This is a genomic window from Pseudomonas putida (assembly GCF_001941965.1).
Lineage (GTDB): Bacteria > Pseudomonadota > Gammaproteobacteria > Pseudomonadales > Pseudomonadaceae > Aquipseudomonas > Aquipseudomonas putida_L.
Genome location: NZ_MKZO01000036.1, coordinates 122,448 through 141,471, shown reverse-complemented (window position 1 = coordinate 141,471; position 19,024 = coordinate 122,448). Strand labels below are relative to the sequence as shown.

15 protein-coding genes and 2 tRNA genes are annotated in these 19,024 nt (G+C 63.6%); 12 read left to right on the top strand and 5 right to left on the bottom strand.

Going from position 1 to position 19,024, the window contains the following annotated elements; all coding sequences use genetic code 11:
- Positions 1–80: 80 nt before the first annotated feature.
- A tRNA-Leu gene (locus PSEMO_RS20220) sits at positions 81–167 on the bottom strand.
- 82 nt (positions 168–249) lie between these two features.
- Positions 250–336: transfer RNA gene (locus PSEMO_RS20215), tRNA-Leu, on the bottom strand.
- Positions 337–648: 312 nt separating this feature from the next.
- On the opposite strand from PSEMO_RS20215, the gene rnr reads away from it, so the two are divergent.
- The 10 genes from rnr (at position 649) to PSEMO_RS20165 (ending at position 13,900) form a co-directional block, all read left to right on the top strand.
- Complete coding sequence (gene rnr / locus PSEMO_RS20210) at positions 649–3,279, top strand: ribonuclease R (RefSeq protein WP_075804743.1); 2,631 nt, start codon at positions 649–651, stop codon at positions 3,277–3,279.
- A complete protein-coding gene (gene rlmB, locus PSEMO_RS20205) occupies positions 3,276–4,022 on the top strand; it encodes a 23S rRNA (guanosine(2251)-2'-O)-methyltransferase RlmB (protein ID WP_075804742.1) in 747 nt (248 codons plus the stop codon). The genes rnr and rlmB overlap by 4 nt, the downstream gene beginning before the upstream one ends.
- 257 nt (positions 4,023–4,279) lie before the next feature.
- Positions 4,280–4,705 (top strand): 30S ribosomal protein S6, encoded by a 426-nt coding sequence (gene rpsF / locus PSEMO_RS20200; protein ID WP_009403888.1) that lies wholly within the window; start codon positions 4,280–4,282, stop codon positions 4,703–4,705.
- Between the two features lie 28 nt (positions 4,706–4,733).
- Entirely contained in the window at positions 4,734–4,964 is a 231-nt protein-coding gene (rpsR, locus tag PSEMO_RS20195; RefSeq protein ID WP_009403887.1) for a 30S ribosomal protein S18, read from the top strand.
- Between the two features lie 36 nt (positions 4,965–5,000).
- Positions 5,001–5,897 (top strand): hypothetical protein, encoded by an 897-nt coding sequence (locus tag PSEMO_RS20190; RefSeq protein WP_075804741.1) that lies wholly within the window; start codon positions 5,001–5,003, stop codon positions 5,895–5,897.
- A 21-nt stretch (positions 5,898–5,918) separates the two neighbouring features.
- On the top strand, positions 5,919–6,365 hold the full coding sequence (gene rplI / locus PSEMO_RS20185; protein WP_075804740.1) for a 50S ribosomal protein L9: 447 nt from the start codon (positions 5,919–5,921) through the stop codon (positions 6,363–6,365).
- 110 nt (positions 6,366–6,475) lie between these two features.
- On the top strand, positions 6,476–7,873 hold the full coding sequence (dnaB, locus tag PSEMO_RS20180; RefSeq protein ID WP_075804739.1) for a replicative DNA helicase: 1,398 nt from the start codon (positions 6,476–6,478) through the stop codon (positions 7,871–7,873).
- 106 nt (positions 7,874–7,979) lie between these two features.
- Positions 7,980–10,286, top strand: coding sequence for a YgiQ family radical SAM protein (locus PSEMO_RS20175; RefSeq protein WP_075804738.1), 2,307 nt, complete (start codon positions 7,980–7,982; stop codon positions 10,284–10,286).
- A 243-nt stretch (positions 10,287–10,529) separates the two neighbouring features.
- The gene (locus PSEMO_RS20170) at positions 10,530–12,995 is read left to right on the top strand and encodes a circularly permuted type 2 ATP-grasp protein (RefSeq protein ID WP_075804737.1); all 2,466 of its coding nucleotides are present in this window, start codon (positions 10,530–10,532) and stop codon (positions 12,993–12,995) included.
- Positions 12,995–13,900, top strand: a complete 906-nt coding sequence (locus PSEMO_RS20165; protein WP_075804736.1) for a transglutaminase family protein — start codon at positions 12,995–12,997, stop codon at positions 13,898–13,900. The genes PSEMO_RS20170 and PSEMO_RS20165 overlap by 1 nt, the downstream gene beginning before the upstream one ends.
- Here the strand turns inward: PSEMO_RS20165 and PSEMO_RS20160 are convergent.
- A complete protein-coding gene (locus PSEMO_RS20160; protein WP_075804982.1) occupies positions 13,885–14,472 on the bottom strand; it encodes an LOG family protein in 588 nt (195 codons plus the stop codon). The genes PSEMO_RS20165 and PSEMO_RS20160 overlap by 16 nt on opposite strands.
- A gap of 351 nt (positions 14,473–14,823) precedes the next feature.
- On the opposite strand from PSEMO_RS20160, the gene azu reads away from it, so the two are divergent.
- Positions 14,824–15,270, top strand: a complete 447-nt coding sequence (gene azu, locus PSEMO_RS20155) for an azurin (RefSeq protein ID WP_075804735.1) — start codon at positions 14,824–14,826, stop codon at positions 15,268–15,270.
- Positions 15,271–15,356: 86 nt separating this feature from the next.
- Here the strand turns inward: azu and nadE are convergent, their stop codons facing one another.
- Together nadE and pncB are read right to left on the bottom strand one after the other, a co-directional pair.
- Entirely contained in the window at positions 15,357–16,184 is an 828-nt protein-coding gene (gene nadE, locus PSEMO_RS20150; RefSeq protein WP_075804734.1) for an ammonia-dependent NAD(+) synthetase, read from the bottom strand.
- Between the two features lie 3 nt (positions 16,185–16,187).
- Positions 16,188–17,393: a nicotinate phosphoribosyltransferase gene (gene pncB / locus PSEMO_RS20145; protein WP_075804733.1), complete on the bottom strand. Its 1,206-nt coding sequence runs from the start codon at positions 17,391–17,393 to the stop codon at positions 16,188–16,190.
- 463 nt (positions 17,394–17,856) lie between these two features.
- Here pncB and PSEMO_RS20140 point away from each other — a divergent pair, with 463 nt between their 5' ends.
- Entirely contained in the window at positions 17,857–18,993 is a 1,137-nt protein-coding gene (locus PSEMO_RS20140) for a branched-chain amino acid ABC transporter substrate-binding protein (protein WP_075804732.1), read from the top strand.
- Positions 18,994–19,024: the final 31 nt, after the last annotated feature.

The following is a 19,024-nucleotide window of genomic DNA, read 5'->3' as shown; positions in this document are numbered from 1 at the left end:
GGGCGAAAGCCCTTTCCTGGCACCTGATTCCTGAATCACAGGCATAAAAAAACCCGCTTTCGCGGGTTTCTTTAGAAATATGGTGCCCAGAAGAAGACTCGAACTTCCACGACCGTAAGGTCACCAGCACCTGAAGCTGGCGTGTCTACCAATTTCACCATCTGGGCAAATGTGCAGCATTTGAAACAAAAGCGGTGTAGCGTGTCGCGTAAATTCCAGATACGCAGTGCGTTATCTGAAATTTGAAATTGGTGCCCAGAAGAAGACTCGAACTTCCACGACCGTAAGGTCACCAGCACCTGAAGCTGGCGTGTCTACCAATTTCACCATCTGGGCATTTCGCTGATTGCGCTTCGACGTAGTGTTTTACATCGTGCCGCTTCTCAACTATAACGACGGTGTCCGTCGCTGTGGTGCGCACTATACGGACGGCCCCAGGGGCTGTAAACCCCCCGTTCGAAAAAAATCTTAAAAAATTCAAGCCGTTGATCGACCGATGCACAGAACCCGTTTACAGGCCGCCCCGGGCGGGGCTGTCCAAGGTTGAAATTTCCGGTTTCAATACGGCTATGCCAAACTAACCCTTATATAGACTTCAATACGGCTATGCCAAACTAACCCTTATATAGACAAGGTGAACCCCTCCTAATGGCCGATTGGCAGTCCCTCGATCCCGAGGCCGCTCGTGAAGCGGAAAAATACGAAAACCCCATCCCTAGCCGTGAGCTGATCCTCCAGCACCTCGCCGAACGAGGCTCGCCGGCTGCGCGCGAGCAACTGGTTGAGGAATTCGGTTTGCACACCGAGGATCAGATCGAGGCCCTGCGCCGCCGCCTGCGGGCGATGGAGCGCGACGGTCAGCTGATCTACACCCGGCGTGGCACCTATGCCCCGGTGGACAAGCTGGACCTGATCCTCGGCCGCGTTTCCGGCCACCGCGATGGTTTCGGTTTCCTGATCCCGGATGATGGCACCGAGGACCTGTTCCTCAGCCCGTCGCAGATGCGCCTGGTGTTCGACGGCGACCGCGCCCTGGCCCGGGTCTCCGGTGTCGACCGGCGTGGCCGCCGTGAAGGCGTGCTGGTGGAAATCATCTCCCGCGCCCACGAAAGCATCGTCGGCCGCTACTTCGAGGAAGGCGGCATCGGCTTCGTCACCGCCGACAACCCGAAGATCCAGCAGGAAGTGCTGGTGACCTCGGGCCGCAACGCCGGGGCCAAGATCGGCCAGTTCGTCGAGGTGAAGATCACCCATTGGCCGACCCCGCGCTTCCAGCCGCAAGGCGATGTGATCGAAGTGATCGGCAACTACATGGCGCCGGGCATGGAAATCGACGTGGCGCTGCGCAGCTACGACATCCCTCATGTATGGCCCGAAGCGGTCATCAAGGAAGCCCGCAAGCTCAAGCCGGACGTGGAAGAGAAGGACAAGGAAAAGCGCATCGACCTGCGCCACCTGCCGTTCGTCACCATCGACGGTGAAGACGCCCGCGACTTCGACGACGCCGTCTACTGCGAAAGCCTCGGCAAGCTGCGCCTGTTCTCCGGTGGCTGGCGCCTGTACGTGGCCATCGCCGACGTTTCCAGCTATGTCCGTCTCGGTTCGGCGCTGGACGCCGAAGCCCAGGTCCGCGGCAACTCGGTGTACTTCCCCGAGCGGGTGATCCCGATGCTGCCGGAGGAGCTGTCCAACGGCCTGTGCTCGCTGAACCCGCACGTCGATCGCCTGGCCATGGTCTGCGAAATGACCATGAACAAGTCTGGCCAGATGGTCGACTACCAGTTCTATGAAGCGGTGATCCACTCCCATGCGCGCCTGACCTACAACAAGGTCAGCAGCATGCTCGAGCACGCCCGCACCCGCGAAGGCCGTGCCCTGCGCGAGGAATACAGCGAAGTGCTGCCGCACCTGAAACAGCTCTATGCGCTGTACAAGGTGCTGCTCGATGCCCGTCACACCCGTGGCGCGATCGACTTCGAGACCCAGGAAACCCGCATCATCTTCGGCGCCGAGCGCAAGATCGCGGAAATCCGCCCGACCGTGCGCAACGACGCGCACAAGCTGATCGAGGAATGCATGCTGGCGGCCAACGTGGCCACTGCCGAATTCCTCAAGAAGCATGAGGTTCCGGCCTTGTACCGGGTCCACGACGGTCCGCCGCCGGAGCGCCTGGAAAAACTGCGCGCCTTCCTCGGCGAGCTGGGTCTGTCGCTGCATAAAGGCAAGGACCCGTCGCCGAAGGATTACCAGGCCCTGCTGGCGAGCATCGCCGGGCGCCCGGACTTCCACCTGATCCAGACCGTGATGCTGCGCTCCCTGAGCCAGGCGGTGTACAGCGCCGAGAACAACGGCCACTTCGGCCTGAACTACGAGGCGTACACCCACTTCACCTCGCCGATCCGCCGTTACCCGGACCTGCTGGTGCACCGCGCCATTCGCAGCGTGATCCGTTCCCGCCAGGAAACCCCGCACGTCAAGCGGGCCGGGGCGATGAGCATTCCCAAGGCGCGGATCTACCCGTACGACGAGAACACTCTTGAGCAACTGGGCGAACAGTGCTCGATGAGCGAGCGGCGCGCCGACGAGGCGACCCGCGACGTGGTCAACTGGCTCAAGTGCGAGTACATGAAGGACCGCGTCGGCGAGTCCTTCCCGGGTGTGATCACCGCGGTGACCGGCTTCGGCCTGTTCGTCGAGCTGACCGACATCTATGTCGAGGGCATGGTCCATGTCAGCGCGCTGCCGGGTGATTACTACCACTTCGACCCGGTGCACCACCGCCTGACCGGCGAGCGCACCGGGCGCAGCTTCCGCCTCGGCGACACCGTCGAAGTGCGGGTGATGCGCGTCGACCTGGAGCAGCGCAAGATCGACTTCGAAATGTCCGAGAACGCCCTCAAGGCACCGATCGGGCGCAAGCAGCGTTCGGCCGAGCCAGCAGCGGCGGCCGCTGCGAAGATCGGCGTCGGCCCGAATGCCAAGGGCAAGGGCAAGGCTGCAGAGCCTGCAGCGGCTCCGGCCAAGGAAGAGCGTCCGGCTCGTCGCAGCAAGAAGGACGAAACCTCCGAAGCCTATTTCTCCTCCCACGCCGCGACGAACAACGCCGAAGTGCGCAAGAGCCGGGAAATGAAGAAAGCCCTGCTTTCCGAAGCACGGCACGCCCACGCCAGCGGCAAGCCGGCGGGCAAGTCCTCGTCGGGCAAGCCGGAGAAGAGCAAACACCGCAAGGGGCCGCCCAAGTCCGGTTCCACTTCGCGTAAACCGAAAGGCAAGTCATGAGTCAGTTGGAAAAGATCTACGGCGTGCATGCCGTGGAAGCCCTGTTGCGCTTTCACCCGAAGCGGGTGAAGCAGATCTGGCTGTCGGAAGGCCGTAGCGAGCCGCGCCTGCAGGCGCTGCTGGCGCTGGCGGCGGAGTACCGGGTCAGTGTCGGCCAGGCCGAGCGTCGTGAAATGGACGCCTGGGTCGAAGGCGTGCACCAGGGCGTGGTGGCCGAAGTCAGCCCGAGCCAGGTGTGGGGCGAGGCGATGCTCGAAGAACTGCTGGAGCGCACCGAGAAGGTTCCGCTGCTGCTGGTTCTGGATGGCGTCACCGACCCGCACAACCTCGGGGCCTGCCTGCGTACCGCCGATGCGGCGGGTGCGCTGGCGGTGATCGTGCCCAAGGACAAATCGGCGACCCTCACCGCTGCGGTGCGTAAAGTCGCCTGCGGCGCCGCCGAGGTCATCCCTCTGGTGGCCGTGACCAACCTGTCGCGGACCCTGGAAAAGCTGCAGCAGCGTGGCCTGTGGGTGGTCGGTACTGCCGGCGAGGCCGAGCAGGAGCTGTACCAGCAGGACATGACCGGGCCGACCGTGCTGGTCATGGGCGCCGAAGGCAAGGGCATGCGCCGCCTGACCCGCGAGCACTGCGATTTCCTGGTGAAATTGCCGATGGCGGGGAGCGTCAGCAGCCTGAACGTCTCGGTGGCTACCGGGGTTTGTCTGTTCGAGGTTGTGCGGCAGCGTTCCGTCAGCAAGTAATTGGTGGACCCAATCGCTGGCAAGCCAGCTCCCACAGGATCGCGTGCAACGCTGACCCTGTGGGAGCTGGCTTGCCAGCGATGCTTTTAGGGGCATTGCTCAATATTTCACCAATCACCTTGCTTGTCCCACCGCGCTTCTCTACAATTGCGCGCCTTGTCCCGGGCATGCGTGCCTGGTTCAGGACAAGACATACAGTGTCATTCACTCCTTGTCTGACCGCATTGTCGGCAGACTACAACCCGTAAGGAGCATTCATGCGTCATTACGAAATCATCTTCCTGGTTCACCCGGACCAGAGCGAGCAAGTCGGCGGCATGGTTGAGCGTTACACCAAGCTGATCGAAGAAGACGGCGGCAAGATCCACCGTCTGGAAGACTGGGGCCGTCGTCAACTGGCCTACGCAATCAACAATGTTCACAAGGCTCACTACGTGATGCTGAACGTTGAGTGCACCGGCAAGGCCCTGGCCGAGCTGGAAGACAACTTCCGCTACAACGATGCCGTGATCCGTAACCTGGTCATCCGTCGCGACGAAGCCGTTACCGGCCAGTCCGAGATGCTCAAGGCTGAAGAAAACCGCAGCGAGCGCCGTGAGCGTCGTGACCGTCCTGAGCATGCTGACAGCGCCGAAGGCGACGACAGCAATGACAGCGACAACAGCGATAACGCTGACGAGTAATCCACGGATCTTTTGAGGAGCCTATTACATGGCACGTTTCTTCCGTCGTCGTAAATTCTGCCGCTTCACTGCTGAAGACGTGAAAGAGATCGATTACAAAGATCTCAACACCCTGAAAGCTTACGTATCCGAAACCGGCAAGATCGTTCCAAGCCGTATCACTGGTACCAAAGCTCGTTATCAGCGTCAGCTGGCTACCGCTATCAAGCGCGCCCGCTTCCTGGCCCTGCTGCCCTACACCGACAGCCACGGCCGCTGAGACCGGGTCGTCGACAAGTAGCAAAGGATAAAGTGCATGCGGGCCCTGGCTGATTTCATCATGCGCGGTCGCGTGCAGGCCACTCTGGTAGTGGTGGGTTGTGCGGCATTGCCGCTGCTGTTCTGGTTGAGTGCCGCCGCCGGGAGCCTGGTGTTCCTGCGGCGCGGTTTCAAGGACGCCTCCGGCGTTCTTGCCTGGGCTGTACTGCCGGCGTTGGCCTGGTGGTACTTCGGCGAGCCGCGCACCTTGATGGTGTTGCTGGGGACGCTGGGTCTGGCAGCGCTGTTGCGCGCCGGGCAGTCCTGGAACCGGGTGCTGTTGTCCAGCATCGCCCTGGGCCTGGTGTATGGCGCCGTTCTGGGTTCGGTGTTCCGCGAACCGATCGACACCCTCGCGCAAGAGATCGCCAAGATCCTTCCGCAGATGCTCGACGGGATCTACCAACAACTGTCGGTAGAAGAGCGGGGCCGACTCGAAGGGCTGATCGCACCGGTGCTTACCGGCCTGATTGCGGCCTTGCTGCAAGCGGTCAGTGTGATGGCCCTGATGTTGGGTCGCTACTGGCAGGCAGCCTTGTATAACCCGGGAGGCTTCGGCATCGAGTTTCGTGCCGTAAGACTACCGCTGGCGGCGGCGCTGGTGCTGCTGGTGTTGATGCTGGTGGGTCCGAATTTCGGTACCCAGCTGGGCATGCTGACACCGCTGTGCACCGTGCCGCTGGTCTTCGCCGGACTGGCCGTGATTCACGGCCTGGTGGCGCAGAAGCGACTGGCCAGGTTCTGGCTGGTCGGGTTGTACGTAACGCTGCTGCTGTTCATGCAGCTGATTTATCCGTTGCTCGTGGTCCTGGCCATTGTCGACAGCCTGATTGATTTTCGCGGACGCGGGGCGTCCAAGGACGCCGGTAACGGCTCCGCGAACGGTGAAGGTTAAAAGTTAAGAGGTTTATACCAAATGGAACTGATCCTGCTGGAAAAAGTCGCCAACCTGGGCAACCTGGGCGACAAAGTTAAAGTCAAGGCTGGTTACGGTCGTAACTTCCTGCTGCCATTCGGCAAGGCCACCGTCGCTAACGCTGCCAACCTGGCTGCGTTCGAAGAGCGTCGCGCCGAGCTGGAAAAAGCAGCTGCCGACAAGAAAACTTCGGCTGAAAGCCGTGCAGCCCAACTGGCTGAACTGGAAGTCACCATCACCGCTACCGCGGGCGATGAAGGCAAACTGTTCGGTTCGATCGGCACCCACGACATCGCTGACGCCCTGACCGCCTCCGGCGTTGAAGTGGCCAAGGCTGAAGTTCGTCTGCCGAACGGCACCATCCGTCAGGTTGGCGAATACGACGTAGCCGTGCACCTGCACAGCGACGTCGAAGCCACCGTACGCGTGGTCGTCGTAGCAGCCTAAGCTGTATCGATCGGCTGGTTCCTTCGGGAACAGCCGGTTAACATCGGGCACGATCCTGCATTGCAGGTCGTGCCCTTTGTCTTTTTCACCCCCCAGATTTCCAGGTGGCCATGAACGAGATAACCGCCCCAGAGCAATATGATCTGCAAACCGCCGCGCTGAAGGTGCCGCCGCATTCCATCGAGGCCGAACAGGCCGTGCTCGGTGGCCTGATGCTGGACAACAACGCCTGGGAGCGCGTGCTCGATCAAGTCTCCGATGGCGACTTCTACCGGCATGACCACCGCCTGATCTTCCGCGCCATCCACAAGCTGGTGGACCAGAACGTCCCGTTCGACGTGGTCACCCTGCACGAGCAGCTGGACAAGGAAGGCCTGAGCACCCAGGTCGGTGGCCTCGGCTACCTCGGCGAACTGGCGAAGAACACCCCGTCGGTGGCCAACATCAAGGCCTATGCGCAGATCATTCGCGAGCGTTCGACCCTGCGCCAACTGATCAGCATCAGCAACGACATCGCCGACAGCGCCTTCAACCCGCAAGGGCGCAACGCCGAAGAGATCCTCGACGAAGCCGAACGGCAGATCTTCCAGATCGCCGAAGCCCGCCCGAAGACCGGCGGCCCGGTGGGCGTCAACGAACTGCTGACCAAGGCCATCGACCGCATCGACACGCTGTTCAACTCCGACAGCGAGATCACCGGCCTGTCCACCGGCTACACCGACCTCGACGAGAAGACCAGCGGCCTGCAGCCGGCCGACCTGATCATCGTCGCCGGCCGTCCGTCGATGGGCAAGACCACCTTCGCCATGAACCTGGTGGAAAACGCCGTGCTGCGCAGCGACAAGGCGGTGCTGGTTTACTCCCTGGAGATGCCAGGCGAATCGCTGATCATGCGTATGCTCTCGTCCCTCGGCCGCATCGACCAGACCAAGGTGCGTTCCGGCCAGCTGGACGACGACGACTGGCCGCGCCTGACCTCGGCGGTCAACCTGCTCAACGACCGCAAGCTGTTCATCGACGATACCGCCGGCATCAGCCCGTCGGAAATGCGCGCGCGGACCCGTCGCCTGGTCCGCGAGCATGGCGATATCGCCATGATCATGATCGACTACCTGCAGTTGATGCAGATCCCCGGTTCCAGTGGCGACAACCGGACCAACGAGATTTCCGAGATCTCCCGGTCCCTCAAGGCCCTGGCCAAGGAATTCAACTGCCCGGTCATCGCCCTGTCGCAGCTCAACCGCTCCCTGGAGCAACGGCCCAACAAGCGCCCGGTGAACTCCGACTTGCGGGAATCCGGAGCGATCGAGCAGGACGCCGACGTGATCATGTTCGTCTACCGTGACGAGGTGTATCACCCCGAGACCGAGCACAAGGGCATCGCCGAGATCATCATCGGCAAGCAGCGGAACGGTCCGATCGGCTTCATCCGCCTGGCCTTCATCGGCAAGTACACCCGCTTCGAGAACCTCGCCCCGGGCAGCTACAACTTCGACGACGACGAGTAAGAACGTCGCCTGACCAATTCCGACCTTCAGCGTCGGAATTGGTCAATTTTTGTGCTATTCTCCGCGCCCGTGATTTTCCCGCCTTCCAAAAAAACCGGTCACTGACATGCAAGCAGCCAAACCACTCTTCGACTATCCCAAGTACTGGGCCGAATGCTTCGGGCCAGCGCCGTTCCTGCCGATGAGCAGGGAGGAGATGGATGAGCTCGGCTGGGATTCCTGCGACATCATCATCGTGACCGGCGACGCCTACGTCGACCATCCGTCGTTCGGCATGGCGATCATCGGCCGTCTGCTGGAAGCCCAGGGCTTCCGCGTCGGGATCATCGCCCAGCCCAACTGGCAGTCGAAAGACGACTTCATGAAGCTCGGCGAGCCCAACCTGTTCTTCGGCGTCGCCGCCGGCAACATGGACTCGATGATCAACCGCTACACCGCGGACAAGAAGATCCGTTCCGACGACGCCTACACCCCGGGCGGCCTGGCCGGCAAGCGCCCTGACCGCGCCAGCCTGGTCTACAGCCAGCGCTGCAAGGAAGCCTACAAGCACGTGCCGATCGTCCTCGGCGGCATCGAGGCCTCGCTGCGCCGTATCGCGCACTACGACTACTGGCAGGACAAGGTCCGCCACTCGATCCTGATCGACGCCTGCGCCGACATCCTGCTGTACGGCAACGCCGAGCGCGCCGTGGTCGATATCGCTCAGCGCCTGTCGGCCGGCGAGCGCATCGAGCAGATCACCGACATCCGCGGCACCGCGTTCATCCGCCGTGACACCCCGCAGGGCTGGTACGAGATCGACTCGACCCGTATCGACCGTCCGGGCAAGGTCGACAAGATCATCAACCCCTACGTCAACACCCAGGACACCCAGGCCTGCGCCATCGAGCAGGAGAAGGGCAACGTCGAGGACCCGAACGAGCCGAAGGTCGTGCAACTGCTCGACAGCCCGCGCATGACCCGCGAAAAGAGCGTGATCCGCCTGCCTTCCTTCGAGAAGGTGCGCAACGACGCGGTGCTCTACGCCCACGCCAACCGCGTGCTGCACCTGGAAACCAACCCCGGCAACGCCCGGGCCATGGTGCAGAAGCACGGCGAAGTCGACGTCTGGTTCAACCCGCCGCCCATTCCGATGACCACCGAGGAAATGGACTACGTGTTCGGCATGCCCTACGCGCGGATCCCGCACCCGGCCTACGGCAAGGAGCGTATCCCGGCGTATGAAATGATCCGGTTCTCGGTGAACATCATGCGTGGCTGTTTCGGTGGCTGCACCTTCTGCTCCATCACCGAGCACGAAGGGCGGATCATCCAGAACCGTTCCCACGAGTCGATCATTCGCGAGATCGAAGAGATCCGCGACAAGGTCCCGGGCTTTACCGGGGTGATCTCCGACCTTGGCGGCCCGACCGCCAACATGTACCGGATCGCCTGCAAGAGCACCGAGATCGAGACCCACTGCCGCAAGCCGTCCTGCGTGTTCCCGGGGATCTGCCCGAACCTGAACACCGACCACTCGTCGCTGATCAAGCTGTACCGCAGCGCCCGTGCCTTGCCGGGGGTGAAGAAGATCCTGATCGCCTCGGGCCTGCGCTACGACCTCGCGGTCGAGTCGCCGGAATACGTGCGCGAGCTGGTCACCCACCACGTTGGTGGCTACCTGAAGATCGCCCCGGAGCACACCGAGGAAGGCCCGCTGAACCAGATGATGAAGCCTGGTATCGGCAGCTACGACCGCTTCAAGCGCATGTTCGAGAAGTATTCGAAGGAGGCGGGCAAGGAGCAGTACCTGATCCCGTACTTCATCGCCGCGCACCCGGGCACCACCGACGAAGACATGATGAACCTGGCGCTGTGGCTCAAGGGCAACGGCTTCCGTGCCGACCAGGTGCAGGCGTTCTACCCGTCGCCGATGGCCTCGGCCACCGCCATGTACCACTCGGGCAAGAACCCGCTGCGCAAGGTCACCTACAAGAGCGAAGGCGTGACCATCGTCAAGAGCGAGGAGCAGCGCCGCCTGCACAAGGCCTTCCTGCGTTATCACGATCCGAAGGGCTGGCCGATGCTGCGCGAGGCCCTGGAGCGCATGGGCCGTGCCGACCTGATCGGCTCGGGCAAGCACCAGTTGATCCCGGCGCACCAGCCGGCGACCGACAGCTACCAGAGTGCCCGACGCAAGAACTCCACCCCGGCGGGCAGCCACAAGGTGGGCAAGGAACAGAAGATCCTCACCCAGCACACCGGCCTGCCGCCGCGTGCCAGCGATGGCGCCAAGCCGTGGGACAAGCGCGAAGAGGCCAAGGCCGCCGCGTTCGCCCGCAACCAGGAAGCGGCCAAGGCGCGCAAGGATGCGGCCAAAGGTGGCAAAGGCGGCAAGGGCAAGACCAAGCGTCAGCCGGTCCTGCCGCGCTAAGCCCCATGACGGGGCCAGCGCCCCGTCATGAAGCCCCTCATTGCACCTATCCGGTGCAAGGTGCCGAGAGCCTCATCGCTGGCAAGCCAGCTCCCACAAGGATCGCGCCGGGCCAGCATTTTGTGGCTGGCATGGAACCCTGTGGGAGCTGGCTTGCCAGCGATGAGGCCAGACCAGACACCGGAAAAGCCACTGGCATAACTCTTGCCGCATCCCGCCCACAACTCCCCTGTGAGCGCCCCGATGCCCGACCTGCTGGATGCCCTGACCCCAAGCCCCGCGACCTGGCATGAAATGCTGGCCGTCGACGGCAGCGTGCGTCCGCACTGGCAGGAGCTGCTCGCCCACCTGCAACGCAGCGGCACGCAGCAACTGACCCAGCGCCAGTCCCTGCTCAACCGGCAACTGCGGGAAAACGGCGTCACCTACAACATCTACGCCGACCCGGACGGCGCCGACCGCCCTTGGGAACTGGACCTGCTGCCCCAGGTCATCCCCGCCGCCGAATGGGACGAACTGGCTCGGGGCATCGCCCAGCGTGCGCAGGTGCTCAATGGCGTACTCGCGGATATCTACGGGCCGCAGCAACTGATCGCCGAGGGTTTGCTGCCCGCCGAGCTGGTCTTTGGCCACAACAACTTCCTCTGGCCCTGCCAGGGCATCGAGGTCCCCGGGCAGACCTGGCTGCATATCTACGCCGCCGACCTGGCCCGCGGTCCCGACGGACGCTGGTGGGTCACCGCCGACCGCACCCAGGCCCCCTCCGGCGCCGGCTACGCCCTGGAAAACCGCACCGTGGTTTCCCGGGCCTTCCCCGAGCTGTACCGCGACCTGCACGTGCAGCATCTGGCCGGCTTCTTCCGCACCCTGCAACAGACCCTGGCACGCCAGGCTCCTTGCGGACGGGAAACACCCCTGGTGGTACTCCTGACCCCGGGCCGCTTCAACGAAAGCTGGTTCGAACATCTCTTCCTCGCCCGCCAGCTGGGTTATCCACTGGTCGAAGGCAGCGACCTGACCGTGCGCGATGGCACCGTCTACCTCAAGACCCTCAGCGGCTTGCGCCGGGTCCACGCGATCCTGCGTCGGCTCGACGACGATTTCTGCGATCCCCTCGAACTGCGCACCGACTCCGCGCTCGGCGTGCCCGGCCTGCTGGACGCTGTGCGCCAGGGCCGCGTGCTGGTGGCCAATGCCCTGGGCAGCGGGGTGCTGGAGTCACCCGGACTGCCGGGCTTCCTGCCGGGGATCAGCCAGCGCCTGCTGGGTGAAGAACTGATCCTGCCGTCCATCGCCAGTTGGTGGTGCGGCGAGCCGGCGGCGCTGGAGCAGGCCCTGGAGAAGATGCCGGACCTGCTGTTCAAGCCCGCCTTCCCCTCGCAAAGCTTCCAGCCACTGCTGGGGCGGGATCTGGACGAGGCCCAGCGCCAGGCCTTGGCCGAACGCCTGCGGGCGCGCCCTTATGCCTATGTCGCCCAGGAACTGGCGCAACTGTCCCAGGCGCCGGTCTGGCAGGGCGGCGGTCTGGAGGATCGTCCGGTGGGCATGCGCGTCTACGCCGTGGCCGACGCCGAGGGTTGGCGGGTCCTGCCGGGCGGCCTGACCCGGGTGGCGGCGCAGGCCGATGCCGAGGTGGTCTCGATGCAGCGCGGCGGTGCCAGCAAGGACACCTGGGTCCTCGGCGAGCGCCCGGCACGGGGCGAGCGGTGGCAGGTCAGTCGCAGTCTTGGTGTGGCCGACCTGGTGCGTGCGGATCCCTACTTGCCCTCGCGGGTGGTGGAAAACCTGTTCTGGTTCGGCCGCTATTGCGAACGTTGCGATGCCAGCGCCCGGCTGCTGCGGATCCTGCTTGGGCGTTACCTCGACGGTGACTCACCGCAAGCGCTGGAGGCGGCGGTGCAACTGGCCGAACAGCTCGAACTGCTGCCGGAGGAGGGGACCCTCGACACCCGCCTGCGCACAGCCCTGCTCGACCCGAACTGGGGCTTCAGCCTGCGGGCCAACCTGCAACGCCTGCAATGGGCGGCGGGGCAGGTGCGGGGCAAACTGTCGCGGGAGAACTGGCAGGCCTTGAGCGAACTGCAACGGGAGGCCCAGCGCCTTGACGACCTCTCCGCCGACTTCACCGAACTGCTGGATTTCCTCAACCGCCTGATCCTGTCGATGGCGGCGCTGTCCGGTTTCGCCCTGGACGACATGACCCGTGACGAAGGCTGGCGCTTCCTCCTGACCGGGCGGCGGATCGAGCGCCTGCACGCCCTGAGCGGCAGCCTCGCCGGCTTCCTGCGCGGCCCGGCGGCGACCGACCAGGCCGGCCTGGAATGGCTGCTGGAACTGGCCAACAGCAGCATCACCTACCGCTCCCGTTACCTGGCGGTGGCGCAACTGGTTCCGGCATTGGACCTGCTGCTGCTGGACGAGCAGAACCCCCATGGCGTGCTGTTCCAGTTGCGCTCGCTATTGCGTTCGCTGGAGCGCCTGCGCAGCCCGGCGGAGGCCGAGCTGAGCGAGCTGGCCGAGCGCTTGAAGCGTTTCGACCTGCGCAGTCTGGAAGACCCGTTGTTTGGCGAGGCCAGCCTGCAGGCGGTGCTGGAGGGGCTGGCCGCGATGCTCGAACGGATCGCCTCGGGCGCCGAAGCCGCCGCCGAGCGCCTGGCCCTGCGCCATTTCGCCCATGTCGATATCAGCCAGCAGACGGTGTCCTCCTGATGAGTGCGCGTTACCAGATTCTTCACGACACCCATTACCGCTACGCCAGCCCGGTGTCCCTGGCTCAGCAGTTGGTGCACCTGTGGCCGCGGGAGTGTGCCTGGCAGCGTTGCGAGGAGCGGGTGCTGGAGGTGAGTCCGCTGCCGACCCGGCGCCGCGATGAGCAGGATATATTCGGCAACCCGCTGACCCGCCTGGGCCTGGAGTACCAGCACGATGAACTGAAGGTCAGCACCCGCGTGCGCATCGAAGTCCTGCCGCGCCGGCAGCCAGTCCTTGCCGCCTCACCGGCCTGGGAGCAGGCGCGGGAGGCCCTGGCCTATTCGCGTCAGGCGCTGTCCCCGGTCGTTCTGGAGGCCAGCCGCTACCGTTTCGAATCGCCCTTCGTGCGTCTGAAAAAACGTTTCGTGGCGTTCTCCGAGCCTTGCTTCGGCCCCGGTGTACCGTTGCTGGAGGCGGTGTGGGCGCTGATGGACAGGATTTTCCGCGAATTCACCTTCGATGCCGCCGCGACCCAGGTCGCCACGCCGCTGGTGGAGGTGCTGGAGCGACGTCGCGGGGTCTGCCAGGACTTCGCCCACCTGATGCTCGCTTGCCTGCGTTCGCGGGGGCTGGCGGCGCGCTATGTCAGCGGCTACCTGCTGACCCAGCCGCCGCCCGGGCAGGCCAGGCTGATCGGCGCCGACGCCTCCCATGCCTGGGTCTCGGTGTTCTGCCCCCGGCATGGCTGGGTGGACTTCGATCCCACCAACAACCTGCTGCCGGCGCTGGAGCACATCACCCTCGGTTGGGGCCGTGATTTCGCCGATGTCTCACCCCTGCGCGGGGTGATCCTCGGCGGCGGCAGCCACGACCCCGAGGTGCGGGTGACGGTGCTGCCGCTGGAGGATCAGGTCGGCGGCTGATCGACCCATTTCGGCTGCACCACCGGCTCCCAGGCGGCCAGGGCGTCGAGCAGGGCATCGGGCTGTTCGTTCATCTGCAGCATCGAGCGGTGTTGCGGGCGCACGAAGCCTTCCGCGACCACATGGTCGAGGAAGCCGCTGAGTTTCTCGTAGAAGCCATTGACCTCCAGCAGGCCCAGCGGCTTGCCGTGGTAACCGAACTGGCCCCAGGTCCAGACTTCGAACAGCTCTTCGAATGTTCCCAGGCCGCCGGGCAGGGCGATAAAGGCATCGCTCAGTTCGGCCATGCGCGCCTTGCGGGCGTGCATGCCGTCGACCACTTCCAGGCGGGTCAGGCCCGGGTGGGCGATTTCGGCGCGTTGCAGGCTGACCGGGATGATCCCGACCACTTCGCCACCAGCCGCCATGGCCGCATCGGCGACGATACCCATCAGGCCCACGGCACCACCGCCGTAGACCAGGGTCAGGCCGCGTTTGGCGATGGCCTGGCCAAGGGCGATGGCGGCTTCACGGTAGACCGGGCTGGCCCCGGTGCTGGCGCCACAGAAAACACAAACGGAACGTAGGGACATGACTTCCTCCGGGTCGAAAACGGCCACAGGGTACGGTCATGGGGCGTTGGTTCCAAGTCTTGTATTTCACTCCGGACGGGAGAACTCGCAGGCAGCGCCGGTGGCACCGCAGGCGTAGGCGGCCAGGAGGCTTTGCATGAAATTGCCGAGGGTCATGTCGTACTACTCCTAAATGAGAGGTTGTCCCATCCTCGGTCATAGGGGCATGATGGCGCACGTTGATTGTCTTGATGGACACCATAGAGAATTTCACTGCCGATTCAGGGTCTTAACCCTTGACCCATGTCACCAGTCCGCTGCGCTGGTTGGGGCAGTCTGATTTCAATAAAAAACCTGCCATGGAGATTCACAATGTTTGCCAAGTTTGTTGCCGTATCCCTGCTGACCCTTGCCAGTGCCCAGGTAATGGCTGCGGATTGCAAGGTCACCGTCGACTCCACCGACCAGATGTCCTACAACACCAAGGAAATCGTGATCGACAAGAGCTGCAAGCAGTTCACGGTCGATCTGACCCACTCCGGTACCCTGCCGAAGAACGTCATGGGCCATAACCTGGTGATCGCCAAGGCTGCCGACGCCCCTGCCATCGCCACTGCCAGCATGGGCAAAGGCCTGGACGGTGGTTACCTGGATGAGAGCGATGCGCGCATCGTTGCCCACACCAAGCTGATCGGCGCGGGTGAAACCAGCTCCGTGACCTTCGATGTGTCCAAGCTGGAAGCGGGTCAGGACTACCAGTTCTTCTGCACCTTCCCGGGCCACATCAGCATGATGAAGGGCGCTGTCGTACTGAAGTAATTCCTTCAGGGGCCTTCAGGGCCTCATCGCTGGCAAGCCAGCTCCCACAGGTCCGTTGGGGAGCTGGCTTGCCAGCGATGCTGTTCTCACGGCGCGAACGGCATCTCCCGCTTGTGCTGCGTCTTCTCGTACGTCCGCTTGATGATCCCGAACGCTTCCTCGCTCACCGGCTCGCCGTGCAGGAAGGCGTCGATCTGTGCGTAGGTCACGCCGTGGGACGCTTCGTCCGGCTTGCCCGGCTCGAGGTCTTCCAGGTCAGCGGTCGGCACCTTTTCCACCAGTGACTCCGGCGCCCCGAAACTGCGGGCGATCGAGCGCACCTGGTTTTTCACCAGGCCACTCAGCGGCGCCAGGTCGCAGGACCCGTCACCGAACTTGGTAAAGAAGCCCATCACCGCTTCGGCAGCATGATCCGTACCGATCACCAGGCCGGCGCGGGCACCGGCGATGGTGTACTGGGCCACCATGCGCATCCGCGCCTTGGTATTGCCGACGACGAAATCCACCATGGCCGGCTTGCCGCCTTCCAGGGCCTTGACCTCGGCCGCCAGGGCGCGCACCGCCGGGGCGATGTTCACCGTGTGCAGTTCGTCCGGCTTGATGAAGTCGATACAGGCCTGGGCGTCGTGCTCGTCGTGCTGCACGTGGTACGGCAGGCGCACGGCGATGAAGCGGTAGGCCTGGTCGCCGGTCTGCTCGCGCAGTTCATTGACCGCGCGCTGGGCGAGCAGGGCGGCGGTGAGCGAATCGACGCCACCGCTGATGCCCAGGACCAGGACCTTCAACCCGGCATTCTTCAGGCATTGCTGGATAAAGGCGACGCGCCGGGCGACTTCGGCGTCGAGGGCGGCGCGGTCGGCGAATGGCGGCTGGACCTTGAGCTGCTGGGCGATTTCTCGCTGGACGGCTTGCATGGGTTACTCCTCGCTGGGAACTTGGAAAACGTGACGCAGGTAAGAGACGAAATTGGCGTCGCGGCACTGGGTCTTGGCGGCCTCATCGGAGATCTTCGCCACCGGCTGGCCGTTGCAGTCGGTCATTTTAAGCACGATGCTCATCGGCGCCACGCCGGGGATGTCGCAGGTCAGGTTGGTGCCGATGCCGAAGCTGACATTGATCCGCCCGCGCAGCGCCCGGAATATTTCCAGGGAGCGCGGCAGGTTGAGGCCATCGGAAAACACCAGGGTCTTGGTCATCGGGTCGATCCCGAGCTTGCGGTAGTGGGCGATGGCCTTTTCCGCCCAGAGCACCGGATCCCCGGAGTCGTGGCGCAGGCCGTCGAACAGCTTGGCGAAGTACAGGTCGAAATCGCGCAGGAAGGCATCCATGGTGATGCAGTCGGTCAGGGCGATGCCGAGCAGGCCGCGGTACTCGCGGACCCAGCAGTCGAGGGCGGCGATCTGGCTGTCGATCAGGCGCGGGCCGAGCTGCTGGTGGGCCATGATCCATTCATGGGCCATGGTGCCCAGCGGCTTGATATCCAGTTTCCATGCCAGGTGCACGTTGCTGGTGCCGACGAAGCGCGCCGGGAACTCGCTCTTCAGCACCTTCACCACTTCTTCCTGGACGCCATAGGAGAAGCGCCGGCGGGTGCCGAAATCGGCGACCTGCAGCCCGGCCAGCTCGTCTTCGCTGGCATTGGCCCGCAGCCAGTCGAACTTGCGCAGCAGTTGGTCGCGGGCGTCGCCCAGCACCACCTGTGGATAACGGTTGCGGTTGCGCACCTCGCTGACGATCGCCAGCAGCGGCACTTCGAAGAGGATCACGTGCAGCCAGGGGCCCTTGATGCGCAGGTAGAACTGGTCGTTCTCGATGCCCATGTCGAGGTAACGCAGGTTGAAGCGGAACAGGCCGAGGAAACGCAGGAAATCCGGCTTCATGAAGCTGATCTGTTCGAGGAAGCCCAGTTGCTCGTCACTGATGCTCAGGTCGCTGAGGCGCTCGATCTGTGCACGGATCTGCCCCAGCCAGGGGCGCAGGTCCTCGCCATTGCGGCAGCGGAACTCCCACTCGACGTCGACGTTGGGGTAGTTGTGCAGCACCGCCTGCATCATCGTCAGCTTGTAGAAATCGGTGTCCAGCAGGCTTTGCACGATGCGGTCTGCGAAGGCGCTTTCGCTCATTAGGTCGCTCCAGTTCCGGCGGGTGCCATCAAGGCTGCCCATTGTGCCAGTGTACTCCGCCCGGGGTCAGGCCGATTCACGGGTCGTTCGGTAGCAGACTACCGATAGCGGCGATTTTCCCGGGGCGGTCTAGCCTCTTATGGTGCTTGTTGTAGCAGTCGCGCACCGCGGATGTGCAGTTCCGTTACGCATCCTGTTACAGGGCGGTTGCACGTAAACACGCGTCAAGGTTGCAATGATGGCATCGGCGGGTTGCGCTTTCCCTCTTCGGAAGGTTGCTCTTTGTGTCTGGCAAGCGGTTGCACGACCTGAAAAGAAAGCCCGGAAGTCTCTGCTGGAAAACTGCGGTACGTGTTTTTTTCGAATAAAAAACCGATGGCACGGCCCTTGCTCAGAGCAATGGGCTGAAACAAGTTGCTGAAGTAGTAGTGCCAAATCAAAAAAACATCAGGAGCACCACCACATGTCGCAGACGTTTTACAAGAAAGGCTTTCTTGCTCTCGCCGTGGCCACGGCGCTGGGCGTTTCTTCGTATGTCCAGGCCGATCTGAAGATTGGTGTCGCAGGTCCCATGACCGGCGCCAACGCAGCCTTCGGCGAGCAGTACATGAAAGGTGCCCAGGCTGCGGCCGATGCGATCAATGCCAAGGGCGGCGTGAACGGCGAGAAGATCGTCCTGGTCAAGGGCGACGACGCCTGCGAACCGAAGCAGGCCGTGGCCGTGGCCAACCGCCTGGTGGACCAGGACAAGGTCGCCGGCGTGGTCGGCCACTTCTGCTCCTCCTCGACCATCCCGGCCTCCGAGGTCTACGACGAAGCCGGCGTGATCGCCATCACCCCGGGCTCGACCAACCCGCAGGTCACCGAGCGCGGCCTCGGCGCCATGTTCCGCATGTGCGGGCGTGACGACCAGCAGGGCATCGTCGCCGGCGACTACATCGTCGATGTGCTCAAGGGCAAGAAAGTCGTGGTCCTGCACGACAAGGACACCTACGGCCAGGGCCTTGCCGACGCCACCAAGGCACAGCTGACCAAGCGCGGCGTGACCCCGGTGCTGTACGAAGGCCTGACCCGTGGCGAGAAGGACTTCAGCGCCGTGGTCACCAAGATCCGCGCCGCCGGTGCCGATGTCGTCTACTTCGGTGGCCTGCACCCGGAAGCCGGTCCGCTGGTCCGCCAACTGCGTGAGCAGGGTCTGAAAGACGTGGCGTTCATGTCCGACGACGGCATCGTCACCGACGAACTGGTCGCCACCGCCGGCGGCGCGCAATACACCAACGGCGTGTACATGACCTTCGGCGCCGACCCGCGCCTGCTGCCGGACAGCAAGGAAGTCGTGGAGCAGTTCCGCAAGGGCGGCACCGAGCCGGAAGGCTACACCCTGTACGCCTACGCCTCGATCCAGGCCTTGGCCGCCGGCTTCGAAGGCGCCAAGTCGAAGAAGGGCGAAGACGCCGCCAAGTGGCTCAAGGCCAATCCGGTGAAAACCGTGATGGGCGAGAAGAAGTGGGACAGCAAGGGCGACCTGACCGTCTCCGACTACGTGGTCTACCAGTGGGACGCCAACGGCAAATACCACCAGCTCGAAAAACAAAAATAACAAGCGCGACCGGCCCGGGCTGCCAACGCCC

Bases quoted from the DNA above. Each gene is read 5' to 3' on its own strand.
- rnr (WP_075804743.1), top strand. From the start codon at position 649: ATGGCCGATTGGCAGTCCCTCGATCCCGAGGCCGCTCGTGAAGCGGAA.
- rlmB (WP_075804742.1), top strand. From the start codon at position 3,276: ATGAGTCAGTTGGAAAAGATCTACGGCGTGCATGCCGTGGAAGCCCTG.
- rpsF (WP_009403888.1), top strand. From the start codon at position 4,280: ATGCGTCATTACGAAATCATCTTCCTGGTTCACCCGGACCAGAGCGAG.
- rpsR (WP_009403887.1), top strand. From the start codon at position 4,734: ATGGCACGTTTCTTCCGTCGTCGTAAATTCTGCCGCTTCACTGCTGAA.
- PSEMO_RS20190 (WP_075804741.1), top strand. From the start codon at position 5,001: ATGCGGGCCCTGGCTGATTTCATCATGCGCGGTCGCGTGCAGGCCACT.
- rplI (WP_075804740.1), top strand. From the start codon at position 5,919: ATGGAACTGATCCTGCTGGAAAAAGTCGCCAACCTGGGCAACCTGGGC.
- dnaB (WP_075804739.1), top strand. From the start codon at position 6,476: ATGAACGAGATAACCGCCCCAGAGCAATATGATCTGCAAACCGCCGCG.
- PSEMO_RS20175 (WP_075804738.1), top strand. From the start codon at position 7,980: ATGCAAGCAGCCAAACCACTCTTCGACTATCCCAAGTACTGGGCCGAA.
- PSEMO_RS20170 (WP_075804737.1), top strand. From the start codon at position 10,530: ATGCCCGACCTGCTGGATGCCCTGACCCCAAGCCCCGCGACCTGGCAT.
- PSEMO_RS20165 (WP_075804736.1), top strand. From the start codon at position 12,995: ATGAGTGCGCGTTACCAGATTCTTCACGACACCCATTACCGCTACGCC.
- PSEMO_RS20160 (WP_075804982.1), bottom strand. From the start codon at position 14,472: ATGTCCCTACGTTCCGTTTGTGTTTTCTGTGGCGCCAGCACCGGGGCC.
- azu (WP_075804735.1), top strand. From the start codon at position 14,824: ATGTTTGCCAAGTTTGTTGCCGTATCCCTGCTGACCCTTGCCAGTGCC.
- nadE (WP_075804734.1), bottom strand. From the start codon at position 16,184: ATGCAAGCCGTCCAGCGAGAAATCGCCCAGCAGCTCAAGGTCCAGCCG.
- pncB (WP_075804733.1), bottom strand. From the start codon at position 17,393: ATGAGCGAAAGCGCCTTCGCAGACCGCATCGTGCAAAGCCTGCTGGAC.
- PSEMO_RS20140 (WP_075804732.1), top strand. From the start codon at position 17,857: ATGTCGCAGACGTTTTACAAGAAAGGCTTTCTTGCTCTCGCCGTGGCC.